The following is a 21,710-nucleotide window of genomic DNA, read 5'->3' on the forward strand; positions in this document are numbered from 1 at the left end:
GGCAGAAGGGGTGATTCCTGCTAAAAACCGTCTCATTCTTGGTTGCTGCTTATTTGCGGCCCAGCACCGTCTTGCGGTATTCCAGCGGATGAATGCCTTCCACTTTTTTAAACAGCTTGCTGAAATAGTTCGTATCGGTATACCCGACCTTCTCCGCAATTTCATATACTTTGTAGTGCTGGTTCTTCAGCAGCTCCCTCGCTTTATCCATCCGGATCCGGGTTATGAAGTCCATGATGGTTTCCCCGGTTTCCCGTTTAAACAGCACGCTTAAATAGTTTTCCGTAAACCCGATTTCCTTAGCCAGCTCCGATACCTTCAGCGGTTCGTTGTAATGCTCGCGAATTCGCCGGACGACGGCCGCAATCTCCGGTCTCCACTGCTGCGTAGCCAGTGTCTTGTAATATTGAAAATAACCGCCTATCCATCCGCAAAACCACGTGTACAGCTCCTCCAGCGTTTCAATCTGGCGAACGGCGTGCAGCGGGTACCGGTTCCGGTACGGAGGCACGGCGTACAAATCGCCTTTTAACGGACGCAATCCGTGACCGAAAATATGGACGAGCTCCACCCATTCCTCGCGCAGCATATCCGGACTCCGGAAAGGCCCTTCGCGCAGGCTGTCCGTCCAGCGGTCCAGCAGCGCAAGTACGCCGGCTTCGTCCTGCTTTTCAATCAGCTGAATCCATTGCGCCTGCGTCCATGGAACGTGTGTCTCCAAGGGACTCGCATAGTGCAGCGAATCGAAGGCAATGATACCGCCCATCCCCCGGTAAAACCGGTGCTCCAGGGCTGTTTTGGCTTGGAGGTAGCCGGTGTGCAGCTCATCGGTCGACATCAGCGAATCGGAGTAGCCCACACTTACCGAAAGCTTCAGAAACGTACGAACCGCCTCCTGCATTTCCAGCAGCATGTCGGCTTCCATATAATCGGTGATGACCGCAAACCGACCTCCCTCGATTTCCACCAGCTCGCCTTCATCGTATTTGCGCAAAATTTCGGTCAAAATGTTGGCCACGGTATAAGACAGCAGCTTCTCGGACTGGAAATTATTTTCCTCCAGCACCTCTTCATACGCGTCCAGCTGAAGGTTAACAATACGGTAAGGGGGGGTGAACGGCGGAATGTGGAATTCCTCGAAGGTCGCCCGGATTTCTCCCGGCGTGCACTGTTTGGTCAGCAGATCCCTCATCCGTTTTTCCTTCACTTCCTTGCCGTACAAGTGTGCCTGCATCTCCAGCCGCGTCGCCGCCGAGGCCGACACCCGCTGCGCCTCAATCTCTTCCTTCAGCCGGATCAGCTTGGCCAAGAGCTCCTCGGGCTCCATGGCCAGCTTCAGGATATAATCGACAGCGCCCAGCCGCAGTGCCTTCTGGACGTATTCAAAATCGTTATGGCTGGAAAGAATTAAGCACTTGGCCGCGGGATACTTTTCCTTGATCCGTTCGATCAGCTCCAGCCCGTCACAACCGGGCATCCGAATGTCCGTCAGCACGATATCGCAAGGGGTCCGCTCCATTACGGCCAATGCTTCATTCCCGTCCGAGGCTTCCCCGACGAGCCGAAACCCGTTCTCTTCCCAGGGAATGATGGTTTTCAATCCGATCCGGACCAAAATTTCGTCGTCTGCAATCAATACGTTAATCATGCTGCGTCGCCTCCTTTGCAAGCGGAAGAGTCACCGTTACGGTTGTTCCTTCACCGGGTACACTGCTTAAGCGGAGCCCATATCCGGGTCCGAAATGCATCGCAATCCGCTCGTTCACATTCCGGATGCCGATGCCGGTCGATTTGGCATGGGACGGCGCTCCGTCGGTGAATACGCGTTCAAGCTGGTCAGGCTCCATCCCTTGTCCGTTATCGGAAATTGTCAGCACCAGCTTGTCCCCTTCCTCATGCGCGGTAATGGAAACCTCCAGCGGGCTGCGATTACCGTGAATGATACTGTTCTCCACAATCGGCTGCAGGGTAAATTGCAGAATTTCGCAAGACATGAGCCGCTCCGGCACCTCGACGTGAACGCGGATATTATCGTGGAAGCGCAGCTTTTGCAAATCCATATACATCTCCAAATGGCTCAGCTCTTCTTGCAGCGTCGTTCGCTCACGGCCTGCTCTCATCGAGATTTCAAGCAGTTTGCCGAGCTTTGTGATCATCTGGCTGACGTGCTGCGCCCCGGAAAGCATCGCTGACCACTTGATGGAATTCAGCGTATTGAACAGGAAATGAGGGTTGATCTGCGCCTGAAGCGCTTGAAATCTCGCTTCTTCCTTGCGCCGCTGCTCTTCGGAAAGCCTCAGGATCAGCTCTTCGAGCCGTCCGACCATCTCATTGAAGCGCAGGCCGAGCTGAGATACCTCGTCCGACCCGCGAACAGACACCCGGGAGGAGAAGTCCCCTTGTCCAACCCGGTCCATCGAATGCAGCAGCCTTCCGATCCGCTTGGCAAATTGCAACATCACAAGTGTAAATGCACACGTGAAAATCAAGAACCAGATAAGCAGCCCAAGCAGCGATTGATTTTTGATCTGACCCAGGCTCGATTGCAGCTCCTCCTCAGGGGCCAACTGCACCACGGTCCACCCCAAATGAGGCATGAACGCCCCATTCAGCGCAAAGCGCTGTCCATCGGCTTGAACGCTCCGATACTCTTCCTGCGGGGAAAGCGCATTCGCCCGAAGGGCCAGATTCACGACCTCCTGCGGCAGCACAGGCCCCCGCTGATCGAGCAGCTGCCCATCCTTCTTGATCAGCAGCGTCACCCGGTCTGTCCCGGTCGTTTTCGCCGGAAGGGCGCTCGTCTCCATCGGGGATGGCAGCCCAATCAACAACAGACCCGCCGCTTTGCCGTTCGAGCTGTCTTTAATCAGCCGGGACATGACGAACAGCGAGTTCTCTGCCCCAGCCTGCGGCGGAGGAAGCAGCGTTCCTTGATACGCAAGCTGCCAATAAGGCCAGCCTTCCAATCGAAGAGTCTCCTGAACCCAGGCTTCCTTTCGGAGTTGTTCGTACAGCGCCGGCTCCTCGAAGCCGGCCGCCGTAGACAAAACATGTCCGCCAAAGTCCAGCAAAGCGACCACGGCATTACTGTCCAGCAGAATGTCGCGAATATTCATCAGCTTTTTGTGAACCGACGTAAATTGCTGGAAAGACGGATAATCGGTCATCCAGCCCTGACGGTGGCTCGTCTGCAAATAAGCCGCCACCTCGGGATCATTGACGATCAAATGAGAGGCGTTGAGCATCCGCTCGGCTGTCCCGTCGATGCTGCTTGCCGTATGGCGCACCGCTTCCTGACGGCTCTGATTGACTTCGCGGCGCACGACCTCTTGGCTGGAAACGTATACGTTATATATGATAATGGTGATGGGAATCAAGATGAGCAGGATAAAGGAAAGTATGATTTTTCCCCGAATTGAGGTCAGGGGCGACTTTATCCGCCGAAGCATGCAGGGTATCCTCCTCTTCGCGATAAGCGTTAACATGAATCGGGATCAACTTTGTAATATAGCATATCTCTCATGGGATGAAAATGAACATATCTTGGCGTTTCGGGGAAAATTCTTTCTGGAAATGGATGAAAAACAATGCTCGGGGAAAGGGAAACTTCTGGCGCGGACGTCATCTTCGGAGGATAGTGATAATGATTATCATTTTTGGTTATCCTTTTAAAAAGGAGGCAGTTGCCTCTGCCCCCTTCAATCATTAAATCTTCGGTTCAAATGTTTTGCAATCCGTTTCTTCCGAATTGGACGCTTGTTTTCCTCTGTGGCTTACCACGTAAATAGCAGAGGCATTGCACTTATTGCCATTGGCCCAATACTTACAGGAATTGACTTCGCATAGCACGTCTTTAGCCATATTTATCTCACCTCCTGAAATAAGTATGACCAAATTTACGTTTTTATAGCCATGAAGCATGGGTCAGTCCGCAGCGGAAAAACCGGAAATCAAGGCTTTCCCGCTGCGACTTTTCTCGGTCACAATTTGTCTGTCACGAGCTTGGGAAACTCATGCAGCAAATATCGGTGCACGACGTACTCCGCAAAGGCATAGACCAGGGCGCCAAAGAACAGCGCGAGGATGGTCACATAACCATCGAAATGCAGGCAAGTTAATAAGGCACCAAGCAAACTCATTACGGCAATGAATCGTATAACAGGACTGGTGTAAAACTCTCGGTAATGGGACATATGCCATTCCTCCCATTATCATAATCCAAAACCAAATACACAAAAGACCCAAAAACTAAGCAAAGGAATGCGGCCTCCGACTAAAAAGCCTCACTCAGAAAAGCGGACAGCATTTCTTTTTCCTCTCCGGAGAGTTCCTCAATGGATTGAAGAAACTTCGAAACAAGCTCCGTAATCTCTAAGCCCAGTTCATCGTTGATCGTTTGAATAGCCGTACCCAAAACGGTACCGACAAACATTGTCATCCCCGTTTCTTTACTTGGCGCTTTTTGAACAATATGATAAATCAGGGACTCGGTTTTGCCGCCAAGCTTTTTCAAATACATTAGAAACAAGCCGATGATATAAGCGCAGAAGTTAATTCTAGTGCTTACTTTCGGAATTTCATCCAACATCTTTCTGATGGACTCATTGAGACTGCTATTCCTTAAATCCTTTAGCAATGCAGCAATATTATCAACTGTCTTTTTCCAATCCTCGACATTAAACGTTTCATTCCGGGATTGCCTGAACAGATCCGAAGCTTTGGCCGTTGGGACAAACACAACATGAGAGCGTCCGGTTTCTTTCGTATTGACCTCGTAACTGCGGGAAATAAAACCCAGCTTTTCAATTTCCTTCAGCATATCATAGGCCGTCCATTTGCTGACCCCAAGCGATGCTGCCAATGCCTCATAATGAATGGGCAAATTTGTTTTCTGATACAAATCCATTAATTTATGCAAAAATTGAAGGCGACGTTTCGTAAGCGGCACGACAGCTCCTGCACCTCCCTATCTCCATAGAGCTAACAAATTTGTTTTTTGGTTTTTTGTGATTCCATCGTAGCATCGAATCAGTGGATAGTCAAGAACCGTTAAAATATCGAATCGCAGCTATGCCAAATTAAATGATCTTGATGAACGTCTGTGCAATAAGCAAACAAATCATTAGATTGATCAAATATTTTGCTGTTTTGGTACGGATTTTAGGTAAAATCATAATACCCATTTGAGAGCCGACAGTCGATCCAAGCGCCATGGCGATGGCGTATGGCCATTGAATAAATCCGGTTTGATAAAATACGATAAATCCTCCGGCACAGCTTCCGAAGATTAAAACTCTTGTCAACTGGGCTGCTTTTATATAGCTGCTATTATTTTTCATAAAATAAAGAATACTGAAAGTAGAAGAACCCGGACCAAAACCGCCATCATAAGCGGCAATCAATATAGGAAAATAATATTTCTTTTATTTATCGAGTATTGCTGGGATTCCGGGTTAGAATCCCATTTTTTGTTTTTTAAATTAACGGCCAAAGCAGCACATAGTAAAAAGAACGCAAGTACGTTCATGGTCTTTTCCTGTAGATGAGCTGTCAATAAAGCCCCGCCAATGCCGCCTGAAAAGGCCAGTAAAAAGATACAGATTATGGACATGGCTTTCATTTGTTTATGGTGCAGAAGGTAGAATACGCTTGATGCCGCTGCAATGCCGGATGAAAATTTATTGGTTGCAATACTGGTTTGAATAGGAATACCGGTTAGCATCATGGCTGGCACAGTAATGAAGCCGGCCCCCCCTGCGAGTGTGCCAAGAAACGAGGCTCCTAAGCCGATTACAACCAAACTGATGGTGTTCACATCAATCATTCTATATAACCCCAATTCAAGAAATTCCCGCTAATGCCATTATTTTTAACCCCTTTTAATCCCTCCTTCAAAATATGTTATATAATAGTAATTAATAAATCTAATATATATTTTTTGCCGATTCATAAATTAGAATTATGAAAGGGTTATACCAAATGAACCTCCATGCTTTACGTATATACTGTTCGGTAGCTTCTAAAAAGAGTGTAACGGAGGCGGCCAAAGCTTTATTAATCAGCCAGCCGGCCGTAACCATGCAAATACGCAATTTAGAGAAAGAAACAGGGTTAACTTTAATGGTTCCAAAAGGTAGAGGAATTGAATTGACAGAAGCAGGGGAATTCCTTTTTAAACAGGCCGAGAGGCTTTTTGATATGGAAGCAGATATTGAAAAAAAATTGGAACAATACAAAAAGGGGGAGCAAGAAGAACTTCGCCTATCCTCAACTTATTTGCCTGCCAATTTTTTATTGCCGGCATGGCTGGCTAAATTCAAGAATCAATTTCCACTTGTGCATATAAATGTATACAGCGGGAATTCCGAACAGGCGATCGATAAGCTCCTTCATTACAAAACGGATGTCGCTTTTGTGGTGAAAGAAAAATGGACGGAGCCGGATATCGCACTTTCCCATATCATGGACATCCATTATTGGTTTATTGTCCCGAAAGGCCATAAATATGATGGAAAAGAGGTGATGTTATCCGATTTAGTTCAAGAACCTTTTATTATGAGGGAAACGGGCAGTTCTACAAGAGAAATTCTTTTTTCTCTTTTTAAAATACATGGCGTGGAACCGCCCTATATCGGGTTACAATTACACGGGTTTAATGAATCCATCCGTGCTGTTATTGCCGGATACGGGGTTATGCTGGCACCTTCTCTTGCAGTGCAGGATCATCTGGACAGGAAAGAGATCGGGCGGACAAAGGTACAAGGAATTGAAGTTAAACGCCCCGTATACCTTTGCCGTCGTAAGGCAGATAAACATATGCCATTAACGCTAAAACATTTTTTGGAGTTAGTGAAGGATGAAACAATGTAAGTTTATATCATATGACAAAATTTATTAGCTTGGTTTTCATGTCCATTCCTTTTGAATTGGGAATATATGTTTTTATTATAAAAAAGAAGAGTTCCGATAGCTTATTGGGCTACGCCTCAATTCTCCTTTGTTTGCCGATAACCATATTTACCGTCATACCTCTGGTATAGAGAATGAATCATCCTCTTCTCGAAACGCCGAATACCTTACATAGATAGTGGACCTTGTATTCATTTGCCGCCTTCCTTATGGCTGAACTTTACCTCCCCCATCCAGATCTCCAAGCACTTTTTTAGCATCCCATTCTCCCGTTTCAGCTGTTGAACGTATCGATTTTGATCTGGTCTAACAGTCCAACTTCACTTTTATCCCGCTATATCCTCATCCATTTCTTCTTCCGTTGTGGATCCGGGATCCCCAAATTGCGAGGTATATCTCCATTTGGCGGCCAACAAGCCATACAAAGACATCAATGAAAGATGGCGTGTGCATTCTTGGCCTTCCGGCCGGGACCCGCACCATCTTCTGCTATAGGCATATATCTATAAGATCAGGTGATGATCATGATTAACCAACAATGGGAGGCTATATATATGATGCAGTACCCTAACGGGCGGAACCCCCGTCAACAGTCCCCTTACCGGCAAACGTTTTCTTATCAGCGGCAGAATCCCGCTTCCAAGGCAGTCTATCCCATAGGCCAATATCAGATGATCTTCCATTGGAATCGATTGGACTGGAACTTTCCTGACGTCAAGATGAAGCAGGACTTCGAAGCCAATCAATATTGGAAAAAGGCGATGCCCGCCGGAGTAAAGGTCGACCGGCAAGGCCATTATTACGTTTCCGTGCCTCGCTGGGCCGAGGGCATTCCTGCCACCATGAATCGAATCATCATCAAGGAAGGAAAACCGCTCCTGGAGGCTTTCCCGAGTTGGGAATGGAATCAAGCGGGCAATGTCCATGCCCTCCAATCGGTTCTGGGTTATGAAATCGATGAATATAACCGGATGTGGCTGCTGGATCAAGGGAAGATCGCCTACGCTCCCTCTCCGGAAGAGTCGCAGAAGCTGGTCGTCTGGGATTTGAATACCAACCGGATGATCGACTCCATCACCATCCCAAACGAGATTGCACCGTACCGGACTTCTTTTTTAAATGATGTGGTCGTGGACAATAAGAACGGTTTTGTCTATATAACCGATTCCGGCAACGGTTGGCCGGAACACCCGGTTGTCGGCGGAATCATTGTGTACAACATGAGGACGAGAACGCTCAGACGGGTGCTCGACCGGCATTACAGCACTCAGGATTTTCCCGGTTTTCATTTTCAAATTGACTATAAGCCGGTCTTCAAGGATACTCCTCTTCGAATCGGAGCCGACGGCATCGCCTTATCCGCGGACCGTACCACGTTGTATTACTGCCCGGTCACGGGGCGCAATCTATATGCAATCGACACCTCGCTGTTAAGAAACTTTACCACGCCGTTGGAAGAAATCCGCAGGGCCGTACGGGCCATTGGCAGCAAGCGCACGACCACCGACGGGATGCACGCGGATAATAAAGGAAATGTGTTCTACACCATGCTGGAAGGAAAGGGAATCGGCATCTATACACCTTCCAGTCATAGATTCCATGATTTTGTGTCCGATGACCGAATGCTATGGGTGGACGGGGTCGCTTTTGACCAAAAGGGCTCTATTATTTTCAACAGCAACCGGCTTCATGAGATGTTTGGGGGCTATGAGATAGATTGGACTTACCCCTATAACCTTATCATTTGGAAAGCATTTATCGGCCATGGCGTAAAGTCGTATTTGTATGCCGATGGATAACGGGTGAAGCTGGCATTTGAGAAGCTATAAATAAATGAGTAAACTATAGGTAATATAAAGGAGGCGAATCCACATGGCCGATTCGGCGATCCATATGGAAATAGGAATCAGTACTTTTTTGGAGACAACACCCGACCCGGTGACGGGAGAGGTCATCAGCCATGCCGAGCGGCTGCGCAATGCGGTTGAGGAGATCGTACTGGCCGATCAGGTCGGCCTGGATGTCTATGGAATCGGAGAGCATCATCGGCCCGATTACGCCGGCTCCGCACCCGCCGTTGTATTGGCGGCAGCGGCCGCCATGACCAAGCGGATCAAGCTTACGAGCGCTGTTACCGTGCTGTCCTCAGACGACCCGGTTCGCGTGTATCAAGCTTTCTCCACCCTTGACGGCATTTCCAACGGCCGGGCGGAAATAATGGCTGGCCGGGGGTCGTTCATTGAATCTTTTCCGCTCTTTGGATACAGCCTGGACGATTATGACGAATTGTTCGAAGAAAAGCTGGAGCTGCTGCTTGCGATCCGCTCCTCGGAGAAGGTATCCTGGCGCGGCGGTCATCGTCCCGCTATTCATAACCTTGGCGTCTACCCCCGGTCCGTTCAGAACCCGCTGCCTGTGTGGATCGCAAGCGGCGGGACTCCGCAGTCTGCGGTTCGGGCGGGAATGCTGGGTCTTCCGATCGTATTCGCCATCATCGGCGGAATGCCTGAGAGTTTCGCGCCGTTAGTCGACCTCTATAAAAAGGCCGCAGCGAAAGCAGGGCACGATCCTGACAAGCTGCCGATTGCGACTCATTCGCACGGATTTGTCGGAGAAACCACCGAGCAGGCTGCCGATGTATTCTTCCCTCCCACACAAGCCCAAATGAACGTTATCGGGCGTGAGCGGGGTTGGGGGCAGCCGTACACCCGGGCAACCTTTGATGCCGCGCGCAGTCTACGAGGCGCCCTCTACGTGGGGGATCCCGAATACGTGGCGGAAAAGATTATTCTGCTGCGCAAAAACTTGGGGGTTACCCGTTTCTTTCTGCATGTGAATGTCGGTACGTTGCCGCACCGCGAAGTCATGCGCGCCATCGAATTGCTCGGCACCAGGGTCGCGCCAATCGTACGTAAGGAGCTTGCCCGAATCGAAGCAAAGGAATAAACGATTGGCGGGAATCCATTTCACGCGACCTTGCCGTAATGGGTAATAAAGGGGGGCATACTCTATCTTTTTGTCAGATCCGCTCCACATTTCAAAAGGCGGCTTGCGGTCTGCAGCATCGGTTGCTTTTTTTCCATGACGAGTCGACCCCTCCTCACCCTTCCACCTTACATCGGTTACCGTGCTTACCCTGATCCGCGTCCAGCTTATGAAGAGAAAGCACTAAAATGCACAAATTCGCCGACCGGTTTACGGTAGCCTCTAGGTCTAGGGTGATTCGTCTTTTCTTTACCTATGGTTATCATCATAGCGATGTGATATCGATCCGGAATGTTTAATACTGCCCTTACTTGCTCGGAGTTAAAGCCAATCATCGGACAAGTGTCCCACCCCTTTGATTTCGCAATAAGCATAAATTGCATTGCGGATAACGAGGCGTTACGAATGGCTTCTTCTTTACGAAATTCTAAGTTTTGATAGGCTGCATAAATGGAATCAATGGTTTGTCGGTATGTAAGCTCATCCATCATCCCCAAATGAAGCATGCCTTCATAGATCCGTTCGGCATCAGTGTAAGCTTCTAAATCCCCTAGTACAATGATAGCGGCTGAAGCGGTCCCCACTTTATGCTGACCGTATGCTGCTTCCTTCACTTTTAATTTGAGCTCAGGCTCATCCACTACCACATAATGGGCGTGCTGCAAGTTGAATGCGGATGGTGCGAATTTAGCTAATTCAAACATCTCTTCAATTTCTCTTCTGGGTATCTTCACATTACTGTCGAAGTTATTGGCGGACCTTCTCATTTTCACGATTTCTTCGACTGAACTTGATTTCATTATTGAGTCCATCATTAAACATCTCCTTGATCATGATCAGAAAAAACGGCAGCCGAACTTGATAGCCCGGCAAGCCGACGCCCAGCAGGTCCTAATTCATTTCTTGCGTTATGTTCAGATTATATTTTTATAACTTACTTTTGTCAAGTAACTTGAAATTAATAATTAATAAACCAAGATCCATATGTCTATCACCCATCCTGCCGATCTTTCCGTGTTTAACCGGGCTCAATGAATTAAGTATAAAAATAAATAAGCCGGTTCATCCCCGGCTTATTTTTATGGGACGTGCACCGGAAGCCCCGGCCTTTGCACGGCTGGTCCGGTCACGCCCTTTTCCTTTAAAATTCTTCATAAATAGCCGGGTCTTGATTCGCAATCCGGCCATCGGGGCGGGTTAATTCTGCTATTATGCTCATTTCTTTATCATCCAGAGAAAAGTCGAATATGGAGATATTTTCAAGCTGCCGCGCAGGGGATGAAGATCTGGGAATGGAGATGGCCCCGAGCTGGTAATGCCAACGTAAGATGACTTGCGACACAGATTTGTTATGATGATGAGCTATTTTTTGAACGGTTTCATGCTTTAAAATGTCATTTGCTCTCGCTAACGGGCTCCACGATTCGGTTACAATGCTGTTTTCTTCGTGCCATTTTCGTTGATCGGCTTGATTGAAAAACGGGTGCAGCTCGATTTGGTTGACGCTTGGCTTAATGCCGGTTTCTTTGATTAAACGTTCAATATGCTCCGGTAAAAAATTGCTGAGGCCGATCGAACGGACAAGCCCCCATTTTTTAGCGTCAATTAACGCTTGCCAGGCTTCCACATAATGATCTTGTTTGGGATTCGGCCAATGAATCAGATATAAATCATAATAATCAAGATTTGCGCGATACAACGATTCTTGAATGGCCGTAACCGCTTTGTCATACGAGTGATAGCGACCCGGCAATTTGGAAGTGATGATGAATTGCTCCCTCGGAACGGAACTGCGCCTGATGGCTTCCCCTACGGTTCCTTCGTTTTCATAATTATAAGCGGAATCCAGGAGCCGATAACCCATATCTATGGCGCCTACGATCGCGTTGACACCAGCGGTGCCCTTTAGTGAATATGTACCCAAACCGATAACGGGTATTTTTACTCCGTCATTCAATGTAATCTCCGGAATGGATCTGCTCACAATAAATCACTCCTCGTATAGTATGTTTAGAATCTTCTTTTTGAAGAATTTCCAGTTAATCTGCAGTGAAACTATGGTGGACGTAGCCGACCCGCACCGCAGCCCGAAGGGCAAGGAGCGGAAGTCGGGGTCCAGAGAGAAAACCGCTCTTTGACAACTTTAAAAAATACAATTAGGGTCTTGGACTTTTCGTGATGTTCCCAGACAATGAGCTTAGGGTCATTTGGGGAAATTCGTCTCACTCCTGTAGTTCGACTACATCTAAAGTCTGTTTCCCCAGCACTCGTTTGAACTTCTTACCCGCTGGCTGTCCCCTTCGGCAACCCATGCTCGAAGATAGCAGCTTCGAGGCAGCTCATGGACCGAAGGAAGTTCTCATATGCGAGGGTGACTGATCGGCGAGCGCGCTGGGGGCATCCCGAAGAGTCCAATTCCCTAAATCCCGAATCCAGAAGGGAGGGATCACCCTTGAAATTATTTGTCGGTATTGACGTCAGTTCAGAAGAACTGGAAGCGTGTTTCATGAATCCGGAAGGCGATACGCTTGAAACGCTCAAGGTAGAAAACAATCTACACGGTGCCTCGCATCTGCGCGACCGCATCGTGGCTGCTGCGGACAAGCTGCCGGCTTCCGAAATCCATATCGGCCTTGAAGCAACCTCGGTCTATAGCTGGCATCCGGCTATGTACCTGCATGAGGATGCCTCGCTTCAAGAGCGGAAAACCAAGGTGTTCACGATCAACCCGAAGCTTATCAACAAGTTCCGGGAAGCCTACGCGGATATGGACAAGACCGATCGGATCGATGCCTGGATCATCGCCGAACGCCTGCGCTTCGGCCGTCTCACGACGACCATCGTCATGCAGGAGCAGTACATCGCGCTTCAGCGCCTGACGCGCATGCGGTACCATCTGGTTCACAACCTGACACGCGAGAAGCAGTACTTCCTGCAGAATCTGTTCTACAAATGCAATGCGTTTCGTTCCGAAGTCGACAGCTCCGTTTTCGGCCACGCCATCATGGAGATGCTCTCGGAAAAGTTCAGCCTCGATGAGATTGCCGACATGGAAGTCGCCGACTTGGCCGACTATCTCAAGGAGAAGGGAAAGAACCGTTTCCCTGACCCGGAGCATGTCGCCCGCTGCATCCAGAAGGCTGCACGAGCGTCCTACCGCCTTTCAAAGGTCGTAGAGGATTCCATTGATCTGGTTCTCGGCACTTCCATACAGGCCATCCGGAGTATTCAGAGCCAACTGAAAGAGCTGGACAAGGCGATCGAACGCATTCTGGCTGGCATCCCCGGCGCTCAGTGCCTGCGCTCCATTCCGGGCATCGACCGGGTGTACGCCGCCGGCATTCTGGCGGAGATCGGCGACATCGAACGCTTTAGCGATCAGGCCGCCGTAGCTAAATATGCAGGCCTGACATGGCGTAAACATCAGTCCGGGGGCTTTGAGGCCGAAGATACCAAACGCATTCGTTCCGGCAACCGATTCCTTCGTTATTACCTTGTTGAAGCTGCCAACTCGGTGAAAAACCGCGAACCGGAATTCGGCGAGTATTACCGGAAGAAGTACGTTGAAGTGCCTAAGCATCAACACAAACGCGCCCTCGTCTTAACGGCAAGAAAACTTGTGCGTCTGGTCGATGTGCTGCTACGCAACGGCCAACTCTACACGCCTGGAAGGAAGGTGACAACTGCGAAGGATTAACGCCTCCTTTGCCAAAGTCCTTCACGGATTCCCAGTTAAAATCTGGTAATTAACTCGATTTTCGACTGGGTTTAGTTTGGTGTTGCCTTTTTCCCTGAGTCATCGCGTTTTGGGCCAAAATAATTTCCAATTTCCACGAATCAGGGACTTGACATATTACCGCTGGACTTTCTTTAGTCCTTTTTATGGTATCACATTTTCGAAGAATTTTTTACCAAATAAGTTATTATTTCCAAAATAAGAAGCCGGGCACGAGACCAGATCAAGTCCTGATCATGCATGGCTTCCTGGACACCTGCAAAACCGTCAACTTCTGATCAGCTGTATTAGCGGTACCCGGTAGCATTCGCCGGTTTCCCTGCATCCACCACTTCTACGAGATACCGCCAGCAGTCTGGCTGCGATCCGTCAAGATCATAAAAACCATACACTTGTGCGAGCTTGCCGCTTGACACAGATTGACCGTTCCATCGGGCAACCTCCGGATCTCCGGCTAATGCGGCAACGGCACGCCCTACAAAACGCGGCGTTTCCGAGATGATGAAATGAGGTTCCTTCACTACGGCATCACGCCAGTTCTCTTCTGTAACACCATAGTGATCAAGCATCAATTCAGAACGCATCCAACCCGGAGTCACTGCTATGGCGGTGCATTGATATGGTAAAAGTTCATAGGCTAAAGATTTGGCCATTCGAATGACAGACGTCTTGGCCAGATCGTAGAACAGGGATAATCGGTAGTTTTTGTCGTTGTATTCTGCCGTGCCGTCCGTTACCTCAATGACCAGTCCGTTCCTGTTTCGGATTAACAGGGGTAATGCAAAGTGGCTTGTAATGATATGGGTATCCATCGCAAGCCGAAGCATGCGAAGTCCCCTTTCAAGGGAGTGCTCCCATACGGGTACGTTAGAGCATCAATATGACAAAGTATGTCATATTGAACCATCGAAAGTATCATCCCTCCCTCAAGCTGCCGGCGCTGCGAATGTAAAATATGCCAGTTAGCCGAAACATGAATGGCCTCCTTTGATACCGGAAAATAAAGTATTAGACCGAAGAGATTGATCAATCGCTGCTTTACGAATTACAAATCTGTCAGTTCCAGAAGAATAAGTATTAGACTGACCCTTGAAGTAAGAACAGCAACAGCCATGGACTAGAAAATAAAGGCCTAGACTGCTGCCGTTTTGTTGGACTAAAGTTCCTCGATACTTCAATTAATAAATGGAGCCGAGCCACCCACTGAATAACCTTTCTATTTTAGGCCAAATAAGGTAGCTTTTCTTTTAATACTTGCGTCCGAATGCATGAACACTTACACGGTTTTTATCTTCTTCGCAAGCATCTAGGTACTGTTTGCAATAATCGAACGCCATATCAAATTTGTCTTCTGCACAGAATACCTGGCGATAAGCATGGCTGATCTGTAGGCCGTTTAGGTATTTTATGTTCTCAACATTATCCAATGGTAAAAAGCAGTTCTCTAATGCTTCCATGTCCTTAAAATATCTGCGATCCATTAAGGTTAATACAAATTTACTATTGAGCGGATAATGGATCTCAATTCCTTCCGAAGCGTATCCGCCATAGCTGATGAATTTGTCATCTTTATTGGCGTGTTTGACAATCGGGGTGTCGGATGTGTAGATGGGCAAGTCGGTTAAATTTACAAAAACTACCCAAATATGATTCATCAGTGTTTGCGTCATACTATCTAGAAACTCTGGGTTAGCGAGTTGCTGCGCTTGCAGGACCGAGTAAAATTCGTTCTTGATTTTTAATTCGTAGCTATCTGGGTCAAATTCGGACACATCTTCCTGTATAAAACGATCCAACAGTGACTTGGTGAATTTTTCATATAGTTCTACAAGCCCTGCCCTAAACTCTTTCGTCCGTAAGATTTGCAGGGTGATAAGCCCTGCTATCTCCATTTTATCCTCAAGAGAAAATGCGGGCATACTGTATACTTTATCTGGATGTGCCATGTGATACGCGGCGATGATTTTATTGATCTTTTTTGGGTATTCCCCTTCAATCTCGGCGAAGAACTTTTCCACAATTTGATCCGGAAGCTCCCCTTCTTCATTTGGCCGAAGTCCTTCGGGAAAATCGTAAAAATATCTGCCGCTTGCGACGTTACGGATATGAGTTGGAAAGGTTTTTTTCTGTAGCTTGTCAAATACGTAAATCTGTTCGGCCTTGTTCGCAAAAAAGCGAAGATAGCTTTGGGATACGGTATGCTGGTTAATTACTTTGTTACCGGTCATAGGGTTTCCTCCATTTTCTATATTAAGGGAAACGTAAACTGTTTTAGATTCTCTTGTCAATACATTTTGGACTTCAAGGAGATTAATAGGCCATTAAATTATTCTGGCTATTAGCTTAACGCCGGTAGTCAGTCTAATACATTATTTCCCGGTCTAACACTTTATTTTTCAGTCTAAAACTTTATTTTCCTCTAACATCCTTTACGTAATACAGGATAATGACATCCTGCACAACTTGGAGGACGGCGATGAAGAGTACATACCGGATAACACTGCTCCTTTTCTCACTACTGCTTTCGTTATTGCTGCTTCCCGGTTGCGGCGAAACATCATCTTACACCATCGATAAGGTTGAGATCATGGCGGACATCATGCCGGACGGGGATCTGTATGTGGAGGAATTATACACGTATACCGTACACGGCGATTACGACTGGATGCCTCGGCATATGGATGCGTACGGCGGGGAAAATATAGAATTCTTCGAAGCTTATACTCCCCCTTCCGACCGGGTTCTCGGCGATTTCGGATACGTCGGACTGAACCGGCTGAACGTCGACTGGAACCCCCGCCGCGGCACGTATTATGTCGACTTTCGGGCAAAGAATGAAACGTGGCAGCTGTATTACCGCTATCGGATCGACAAGGCGGCCGTGAAATACGCAGACGGCGGCGAGTTAGATTGGACTTTCCTTGCGCAAAATCGGCGGGGATACATCGGAGTCAGCCGGGCAGCGGCGGGACAACGATTTCAAGAGGACCCGAATGCTCAAAAGGGGCTGCCGCAGTTTACCTTCAAAGGCGACCGGAGCCGGTTGGATGCGGCGGACCGGCACCTTCTGGGATGGCTGTTCCGCGGCACCTCCGTGCTCTCGCTCGAGCATCTGGCGGGACCTACCAAGACGGAACGAAAGCAAAAGGCTTAAGAGAGCAAATACATCCAGCGCTCCCGCCGCCTTGGCAGGGCTTTTGGCCGCTGGCTGCGGCTGCTGCTGGAGAGAAAGCCGGATACCATGGCCGGCTTCGGGGTGTATCCCGCCAGAAAAGTGTGGATTCCCGTATTGGCTGCCATACACTTCGGGCTCCTTCTCTATTTGTACATTGCAGATGTGAAAATGTGGGATTCTCTACTGTTGCTGATTATCTTTGTGGGCGGGGGAGCCGTATGGGCCAGCGTCCGGTGGCGGAGGAAAGGCTTCACCATTGCATTCCTTGCGGTATGCTTCTTTGCCGCCGCCCAATTGTTGAGCGGCCCGGTGATCGATGATTACTTCCTCTGCATCCTTCTTTCACTATTGCTCGTTGGATTCATGCCCGGCCGCGTGGCGGACCGGAGCATCGCCCCTTACCGGTTTGCCATCAAAGCTTGGCGGCGGAAATTAGCGAAGGGCGGCGGTGATGCCGGCGGTGATCCGATACGTCTTGAGCGGTTAATGGAGGCGGCCATCGTGCTCGGCGTCGGCAAGAAATTTCTGAAGAGCGTGAGGAGGCAGTACCCGGAGGAAATCTTATATCGCGCCTCTCCCCTGTTCCAGCCGGACCTTCTGGCGGCGATCGAATATGCCTTGGTCCGTTCCTGGAACGGCGTAAAAACGGCGCCCGCATGCGGAGACGGCGGTGGCGGTGGCGGGGATTAGACTGCGTCAGACATAAGAAAAAAAGCAGCGGCGGCCAAGGAGGAAAATAAAGTCCTTGACTGACGCTGCTTTATTACCATCATTTCCCCACAGCTTAACGGCTATAACGGACCGGCAAATGAATCTCAAATCAAAACTTCGTTATTTATGGTATGGTTCGGGTTGCTTGCCTGTAACGGCAAGTTTTCGCTTAATCCAAGCGTCCGTGCTGTTGAAGTATGAATTTCGTGAATAAGTTCCGGGTTTTTCAATAGTGACACGCCATAAGAAGGAATCATTTCCTTTATTTTCGGCTCCCACGTTTTTAAATGCTGCGGGAAGCATTTTTTATGACCTCAAGCATGACGGAAACGGCGGTAGAAGCACCCGGAGAAGCACCGAGCAATGCAGCTATCGAGCCATCAGCGGCACTAATCACTTCCGTACCAAATTGAAGCGTTCCTTTGCCGGCAGCCGTATCTTTGATAATTTGCACACGCTGGCCAGCTACCAGCAAATCCCAGTCCTCGCTTTTGGCGTTCGGGATAAATTCCCGTAATGCTTCCATGCGCTGTTCTTTCGATAACATCACCTGCTTGATCAGGTATGTTGTCAATGAAGCGTTTTTTACGCCTGCCGCCATCATCGTTACGAGATTATGCGGTTTTACGGAAGTTACCAAATCAAGCATGGAACCGAATTTTAAAAACTTTGGCGAGAAGCCGGCAAACGGTCCAAATAACAGCGATTCTTTGTTGTCGATAAATCTTGTGTCAAGATGCGGAACGGACATTGGAGGAGCGCCGACCGAAGCTTTGCCGTATACTTTTGCATGATGCTGCGCTACAATATCCGGGTTCTGACACACCATAAATAGTCCGCTTACCGGAAATCCTCCGATACCTTTTCCTTCAGGAATACCGGATTTTTGCAGCAAATGCAGGCTTCCTCCCCCGCCGCCGATAAAGACGAATTTTGCCGTATGGCGTTCGACGGTACCGCTATCGACATTCCGCACTTTCAATTCCCACGAGCCGTCCCCAGTACGTTTAATATCATCAACATGATGGTTGAATTTTATATCGACATTTTTATTTTTTAAGTGGGCAAACAATATGCGCGTTAAAGCGCCAAAGTTAACATCCGTTCCGGATTCGATTCTTGTAGCCGCTATAGGTTTATTCAATGTCCGGTCTTTCATCATAAGCGGAATCCATTCCATCAGTTTTCCCGGGTCATCGGAATATTCCATCCCTTGAAACAGCGGATTGCTAGACAGCGCATCAAAACGTTTTTTCAAAAAATGTACATCATGTTCCCCTTGTACAAAACTCATATGAGGGACTGGCATGATAAAGTCACGCGGATCGCGTATCAGATTGCTGTTTACCAGATAGGACCAGAACTGCTTTGAAACCTGAAACTCTTCGTTAACCTTTATCGCTTTGCTAATGTCTATGGATCCGTCCGGTTTTTCGACGGTGTAGTTAAGCTCGCACAGTGCGGCATGCCCCGTTCCCGCATTATTCCATTCGTTGGAGCTTTCCTCTCCTGCGTTTGCACGCCTTTCAAACACTGTAATGTCCCAATCCGGTACTAATTCTTTCAGCAGTGACCCTAAAGTAGCACTCATGATTCCGGCACCAATTAAGATAACGTCTGTTTTCATTTGTCTGTTGCTCATTTTAACCGTCCTTATACCCTACGTTTTGCAGAAAGGATGTAAGCACTCCTGCTTAGGCGCCACAACAAGCCAGGGCGCGGCTTAGTGACACATCTTTTCTGGATCAATTATAACCTGATTATAGTGTATCACTATTATTAATAGATTAATATATTTATTTACTATTATATAATATTTATAAGCTATTAAAAAGCTGGTAAAAAATGAGGAGTCCGTCCACAAGAGCCATTGGATACACAAAAACCAAGGCTTAACCCGGCTTCCGGCAAGGGTTGAGCCTTGGTTTGTCTCACGGTTACGCAATTCCGCGGATATCAGATGTCATCAAATCTTCACATTGGAGAGAGAATTTTATATGAAGGCCCAACTTCCCTCACAGATGGTTCCCATTTATTTGCATAAGATTGATTTATGTTATGACCAAATGCTTTTATTGTGAATACGATTATATCGACATGCTGGTTAAAGACAGCATTTTTTTGTATTTGCTGATTACTTTTCCGCTTCTAGCTGTTCTTTTATCTCCCGTAATCTTTCGAGAATGCATTGCAGTTTGCCATCCGCTACAATATGTTCCAACAATCCTTCGTTAAATCTGTCGCCTCTTACGTAGCTAGTCATCAACTTTGATAAGGTTTCCAAATCCGCAAAATTGATTTCTTCGTGGATATCCTTGTTTAAATCCTTAAAAGCTTCATTCCTGTCAAGCCACTCATGCCAGTTAAACACCATCAGAAAACCCGTCTCAAACAGTGTTTGAAGCAGTTGATGAGTAAATTCTTGCAATCTTCCGTCAAGTGGATCCGCACCCACTAATTCCTTTGACTTTGCATAAAGTTTTAATATTTTATCTATATCTTGTGACGTGATTTCCTTGTCATACAATGGTAAAAACCTCTTTTCGTCTAAGATAAGCACCTAGATGCCTTAACTTTTCATAAATCTTATGCAGGTTTTATGAACCACTTCTATAATTCATTCATAAATTCATGCATACAACTTATGCATCTGCTTGGATTCCAATTATAATAACGGCAAAATTAGACCGATTTGAGTTGAACGTTTATGTATATTTTATGAATTGATGTCAGCCGACTGAGCAATTAAAGGGAAAAGGAGCCAGTCATTGACGATCATTGTAATACTCTCCATTCGAAGCAAGACGCCATAGGCTGAGTAACTGTAATGATTAAAAAACACCTGTTGTCCTGTAAATCACCTATAATTGTCCTATATCTGACCTTAAACTGGGTTGAGCCTGGATATATAATTGAGACAAATACACAAAAAAGGAGCGGAATTATAAAATGCACATAGGGTTAAAAATTAAACAATTAAGGAAACTAAAACTGTTAACTCAAGCACAATTAGCAGAAATCTCTGGTGTAAGTGAAAGAACAATCCGAAGATTAGAATTAACTGGAGTAGCAGAAAGTACAACTGTAAAACTTGTTTTAACTGCGTTGGGCTAATTTGGAAGAGTTTGAAAACATGTTTAAGGATGAAAAAAGCTCTCCATCGATCAATTCCCATTTCCCTTCGTTTGGTATGGATTTTTCAAATACCTGAAATGGAATTTTCTGCGGCTCAGCCTTGGGTATCATGTCCAAGTACACTGCCCCCTTTTGCAATTTCATTTAAGGATGAGCTGATCAAACAATTAGCCTGCTCCCTTTATCTCCAGTATACCATCGTGCAAAAAGAAAAAGAGGAGTCTTCAATAGCTCCTCAATAGAAACGTTTACAAATCGATCATTTTTAAAAGATCCTGCTCAACAGCCACCTTCACAATTTTTTCCTTGATCAATCGCACAATCCCTTTTGATCGTCCTCCCAGACTCCTGCCCTCCAAGATTAAATCCTTGATTTCTTTAAAATATCCGATAACCTCGTTCGCATCGGAATTATCGTTGACATTCAACTCGTCGAGCAACTCAATTTCTTTATGAATAAATGCTTTCGCTTCGGTTGTGAAAGGTTTTTCCCTATAGCTGTCAACATAACGTGCTAATGAGAATGCTTTTTGTAGAGTTTTTCCAAAGAATTCACTCCTGTAGCCCTCTCCAAGATCATCGCTTGTGAGAACAAATGGTGCTCTATCCAAACTGAAACTGTCTCGGAACTGTGCTTTGGAAGGAATCATTTTTTTAAATTTTATTCCATTCTTCTTCATTGCATCCCGTTACATTGCAGTACATTACATGGTTTTCGTCATATTGACAACACGGTGAGCAACAACTTCTTCCCTGTTTTCATCTTCTTGAGATTCAACTGCCCCCCTGCTTTCAAAATCAGTTATGATTTGTTCTGCAAGCCGATCTAATGTTTCCCTCTTAAATTTCGGAACAACATGCATCGGATCAAATTCAATATGATCGTCCAATTTCTTAAGCATTTTGAGATCAATTCCCAGCTTTGAAGAGTCGGTAATCGAAATCGCCATAGGGTTTCTCTCCATGCGAAGTGATGCCATCAACAGTTCTTTCGCCATCTTTTCTCCTCCTGAATCTCAAAAGTTGAACGAAATTGCTCACCATTTTTAAGTATCGACG

The 21,710-nt window shown here is 47.1% G+C and carries 21 protein-coding genes and 2 pseudogenes; 7 read left to right on the top strand and 16 right to left on the bottom strand.

The features are described 5' to 3' along the window. Window positions 1-49: 49 nt before the first annotated feature. From EXW96_RS16830 to EXW96_RS27640, 7 genes are all read right to left on the bottom strand, one after another. Window positions 50-1,648: a response regulator transcription factor gene (locus EXW96_RS16830; RefSeq protein ID WP_062410435.1), complete on the bottom strand. Its 1,599-nt coding sequence runs from the start codon at window positions 1,646-1,648 to the stop codon at window positions 50-52. Then, complete coding sequence (locus tag EXW96_RS16835) at window positions 1,641-3,449, bottom strand: sensor histidine kinase (RefSeq protein ID WP_174350998.1); 1,809 nt, start codon at window positions 3,447-3,449, stop codon at window positions 1,641-1,643. The genes EXW96_RS16830 and EXW96_RS16835 overlap by 8 nt, the downstream gene beginning before the upstream one ends. Before the next feature lie 256 nt (window positions 3,450-3,705). Then, entirely contained in the window at window positions 3,706-3,861 is a 156-nt protein-coding gene (locus EXW96_RS16840) for a DUF1540 domain-containing protein (protein ID WP_074729463.1), read from the bottom strand. Window positions 3,862-3,980: 119 nt separating this feature from the next. Beyond that, a complete protein-coding gene (locus tag EXW96_RS16845) occupies window positions 3,981-4,193 on the bottom strand; it encodes a hypothetical protein (protein WP_174350999.1) in 213 nt (70 codons plus the stop codon). Between the two features lie 80 nt (window positions 4,194-4,273). Further along, the gene (locus EXW96_RS16850; RefSeq protein WP_174351000.1) at window positions 4,274-4,948 is read right to left on the bottom strand and encodes a LexA family transcriptional regulator; all 675 of its coding nucleotides are present in this window, start codon (window positions 4,946-4,948) and stop codon (window positions 4,274-4,276) included. 130 nt (window positions 4,949-5,078) lie between these two features. Further along, window positions 5,079-5,402 (bottom strand): TSUP family transporter, encoded by a 324-nt coding sequence (locus EXW96_RS27635; RefSeq protein WP_254611430.1) that lies wholly within the window; start codon window positions 5,400-5,402, stop codon window positions 5,079-5,081. Next, window positions 5,399-5,824, bottom strand: a complete 426-nt coding sequence (locus EXW96_RS27640; protein ID WP_254611431.1) for a sulfite exporter TauE/SafE family protein — start codon at window positions 5,822-5,824, stop codon at window positions 5,399-5,401. Before EXW96_RS27640 ends, EXW96_RS27635 begins: the two co-directional genes overlap by 4 nt. Window positions 5,825-5,979: 155 nt before the next feature. Here EXW96_RS27640 and EXW96_RS16860 point away from each other — a divergent pair, with 155 nt between their 5' ends. From EXW96_RS16860 to EXW96_RS16870, 3 genes are all read left to right on the top strand, one after another. Next, window positions 5,980-6,870 carry a LysR substrate-binding domain-containing protein gene (locus tag EXW96_RS16860; protein ID WP_174351001.1) on the top strand — a complete coding sequence of 297 codons (891 nt, stop codon included), beginning with the start codon at window positions 5,980-5,982 and terminating at the stop codon, window positions 6,868-6,870. Between the two features lie 587 nt (window positions 6,871-7,457). After that, the gene (locus EXW96_RS16865) at window positions 7,458-8,708 is read left to right on the top strand and encodes an L-dopachrome tautomerase-related protein (protein ID WP_375256461.1); all 1,251 of its coding nucleotides are present in this window, start codon (window positions 7,458-7,460) and stop codon (window positions 8,706-8,708) included. 94 nt (window positions 8,709-8,802) lie between these two features. Then, on the top strand, window positions 8,803-9,855 hold the full coding sequence (locus tag EXW96_RS16870; protein WP_062411117.1) for an LLM class flavin-dependent oxidoreductase: 1,053 nt from the start codon (window positions 8,803-8,805) through the stop codon (window positions 9,853-9,855). A gap of 206 nt (window positions 9,856-10,061) precedes the next feature. Here the strand turns inward: EXW96_RS16870 and EXW96_RS16875 are convergent, their stop codons facing one another. Together EXW96_RS16875 and EXW96_RS16880 are read right to left on the bottom strand one after the other, a co-directional pair. Continuing rightward, window positions 10,062-10,709, bottom strand: a complete 648-nt coding sequence (locus tag EXW96_RS16875) for a nitroreductase family protein (RefSeq protein ID WP_082660918.1) — start codon at window positions 10,707-10,709, stop codon at window positions 10,062-10,064. A 326-nt stretch (window positions 10,710-11,035) separates the two neighbouring features. Next, complete coding sequence (locus tag EXW96_RS16880; protein WP_174351002.1) at window positions 11,036-11,878, bottom strand: aldo/keto reductase; 843 nt, start codon at window positions 11,876-11,878, stop codon at window positions 11,036-11,038. Between the two features lie 468 nt (window positions 11,879-12,346). Between EXW96_RS16880 and EXW96_RS16885 the strand changes: the two genes are divergently transcribed. Beyond that, complete coding sequence (locus tag EXW96_RS16885) at window positions 12,347-13,591, top strand: IS110 family RNA-guided transposase (RefSeq protein WP_074730232.1); 1,245 nt, start codon at window positions 12,347-12,349, stop codon at window positions 13,589-13,591. Window positions 13,592-13,917: 326 nt separating this feature from the next. On the opposite strand, the pseudogene EXW96_RS16890 reads toward EXW96_RS16885, so the two are convergent. Together EXW96_RS16890 and EXW96_RS16895 are read right to left on the bottom strand one after the other, a co-directional pair. Continuing rightward, a pseudogene (locus tag EXW96_RS16890) lies at window positions 13,918-14,499 on the bottom strand (SDR family oxidoreductase); the annotation flags it as partial. A 378-nt stretch (window positions 14,500-14,877) separates the two neighbouring features. Continuing rightward, a complete protein-coding gene (locus EXW96_RS16895) occupies window positions 14,878-15,858 on the bottom strand; it encodes a DUF4238 domain-containing protein (RefSeq protein WP_174351003.1) in 981 nt (326 codons plus the stop codon). A gap of 248 nt (window positions 15,859-16,106) precedes the next feature. Here EXW96_RS16895 and EXW96_RS16900 point away from each other — a divergent pair, with 248 nt between their 5' ends. Further along, window positions 16,107-16,784, top strand: coding sequence for a DUF2207 domain-containing protein (locus EXW96_RS16900; RefSeq protein WP_174351004.1), 678 nt, complete (start codon window positions 16,107-16,109; stop codon window positions 16,782-16,784). On the opposite strand, the gene EXW96_RS16905 is transcribed toward EXW96_RS16900, so the two are convergent. Further along, window positions 16,781-16,930 carry a hypothetical protein gene (locus EXW96_RS16905; RefSeq protein WP_174351005.1) on the bottom strand — a complete coding sequence of 50 codons (150 nt, stop codon included), beginning with the start codon at window positions 16,928-16,930 and terminating at the stop codon, window positions 16,781-16,783. The two genes, EXW96_RS16900 and EXW96_RS16905, sit on opposite strands and share 4 nt — an antisense overlap. A 61-nt stretch (window positions 16,931-16,991) precedes the next feature. On the opposite strand from EXW96_RS16905, the gene EXW96_RS16910 reads away from it, so the two are divergent. Continuing rightward, on the top strand, window positions 16,992-17,495 hold the full coding sequence (locus EXW96_RS16910) for a hypothetical protein (protein ID WP_174351006.1): 504 nt from the start codon (window positions 16,992-16,994) through the stop codon (window positions 17,493-17,495). A gap of 125 nt (window positions 17,496-17,620) precedes the next feature. Here EXW96_RS16910 and EXW96_RS16915 read toward each other — a convergent pair. Next, window positions 17,621-19,158, bottom strand: a pseudogene (locus tag EXW96_RS16915) (malate:quinone oxidoreductase). A gap of 492 nt (window positions 19,159-19,650) precedes the next feature. Further along, the gene (locus EXW96_RS16920; protein ID WP_174351007.1) at window positions 19,651-20,043 is read right to left on the bottom strand and encodes a DUF6508 domain-containing protein; all 393 of its coding nucleotides are present in this window, start codon (window positions 20,041-20,043) and stop codon (window positions 19,651-19,653) included. A gap of 422 nt (window positions 20,044-20,465) precedes the next feature. Between EXW96_RS16920 and EXW96_RS16925 the strand changes: the two genes are divergently transcribed. Next, complete coding sequence (locus EXW96_RS16925) at window positions 20,466-20,630, top strand: helix-turn-helix transcriptional regulator (RefSeq protein WP_174351008.1); 165 nt, start codon at window positions 20,466-20,468, stop codon at window positions 20,628-20,630. 269 nt (window positions 20,631-20,899) lie between these two features. On the opposite strand, the gene EXW96_RS16930 is transcribed toward EXW96_RS16925, so the two are convergent. Together EXW96_RS16930 and EXW96_RS16935 are read right to left on the bottom strand one after the other, a co-directional pair. Further along, window positions 20,900-21,331: a hypothetical protein gene (locus EXW96_RS16930; protein ID WP_174351009.1), complete on the bottom strand. Its 432-nt coding sequence runs from the start codon at window positions 21,329-21,331 to the stop codon at window positions 20,900-20,902. Window positions 21,332-21,355: 24 nt separating this feature from the next. Then, window positions 21,356-21,649 carry a hypothetical protein gene (locus tag EXW96_RS16935; protein ID WP_174351010.1) on the bottom strand — a complete coding sequence of 98 codons (294 nt, stop codon included), beginning with the start codon at window positions 21,647-21,649 and terminating at the stop codon, window positions 21,356-21,358. Window positions 21,650-21,710 lie beyond the last annotated feature (61 nt).

Source organism: Paenibacillus sp. JMULE4 (assembly GCF_013337105.1).
In the GTDB taxonomy this organism is placed as follows: domain Bacteria; phylum Bacillota; class Bacilli; order Paenibacillales; family NBRC-103111; genus Paenibacillus_G; species Paenibacillus_G naphthalenovorans.

What these genes read in the sequence shown, in the direction of transcription:
- EXW96_RS16830 (WP_062410435.1), bottom strand. Translation starts at nt 1,648, where the DNA reads ATGATTAACGTATTGATTGCAGACGACGAAATTTTGGTCCGGATCGGA.
- EXW96_RS16835 (WP_174350998.1), bottom strand. Translation starts at nt 3,449, where the DNA reads ATGCTTCGGCGGATAAAGTCGCCCCTGACCTCAATTCGGGGAAAAATC.
- EXW96_RS16840 (WP_074729463.1), bottom strand. Translation starts at nt 3,861, where the DNA reads ATGGCTAAAGACGTGCTATGCGAAGTCAATTCCTGTAAGTATTGGGCC.
- EXW96_RS16845 (WP_174350999.1), bottom strand. Translation starts at nt 4,193, where the DNA reads ATGTCCCATTACCGAGAGTTTTACACCAGTCCTGTTATACGATTCATT.
- EXW96_RS27640 (WP_254611431.1), bottom strand. Translation starts at nt 5,824, where the DNA reads ATGATTGATGTGAACACCATCAGTTTGGTTGTAATCGGCTTAGGAGCC.
- EXW96_RS16860 (WP_174351001.1), top strand. Translation starts at nt 5,980, where the DNA reads ATGAACCTCCATGCTTTACGTATATACTGTTCGGTAGCTTCTAAAAAG.
- EXW96_RS16870 (WP_062411117.1), top strand. Translation starts at nt 8,803, where the DNA reads ATGGAAATAGGAATCAGTACTTTTTTGGAGACAACACCCGACCCGGTG.
- EXW96_RS16875 (WP_082660918.1), bottom strand. Translation starts at nt 10,709, where the DNA reads ATGATGGACTCAATAATGAAATCAAGTTCAGTCGAAGAAATCGTGAAA.
- EXW96_RS16895 (WP_174351003.1), bottom strand. Translation starts at nt 15,858, where the DNA reads ATGACCGGTAACAAAGTAATTAACCAGCATACCGTATCCCAAAGCTAT.
- EXW96_RS16900 (WP_174351004.1), top strand. Translation starts at nt 16,107, where the DNA reads ATGAAGAGTACATACCGGATAACACTGCTCCTTTTCTCACTACTGCTT.
- EXW96_RS16905 (WP_174351005.1), bottom strand. Translation starts at nt 16,930, where the DNA reads ATGGCAGCCAATACGGGAATCCACACTTTTCTGGCGGGATACACCCCG.
- EXW96_RS16925 (WP_174351008.1), top strand. Translation starts at nt 20,466, where the DNA reads ATGCACATAGGGTTAAAAATTAAACAATTAAGGAAACTAAAACTGTTA.
- EXW96_RS16930 (WP_174351009.1), bottom strand. Translation starts at nt 21,331, where the DNA reads ATGAAGAAGAATGGAATAAAATTTAAAAAAATGATTCCTTCCAAAGCA.
- EXW96_RS16935 (WP_174351010.1), bottom strand. Translation starts at nt 21,649, where the DNA reads ATGGCGAAAGAACTGTTGATGGCATCACTTCGCATGGAGAGAAACCCT.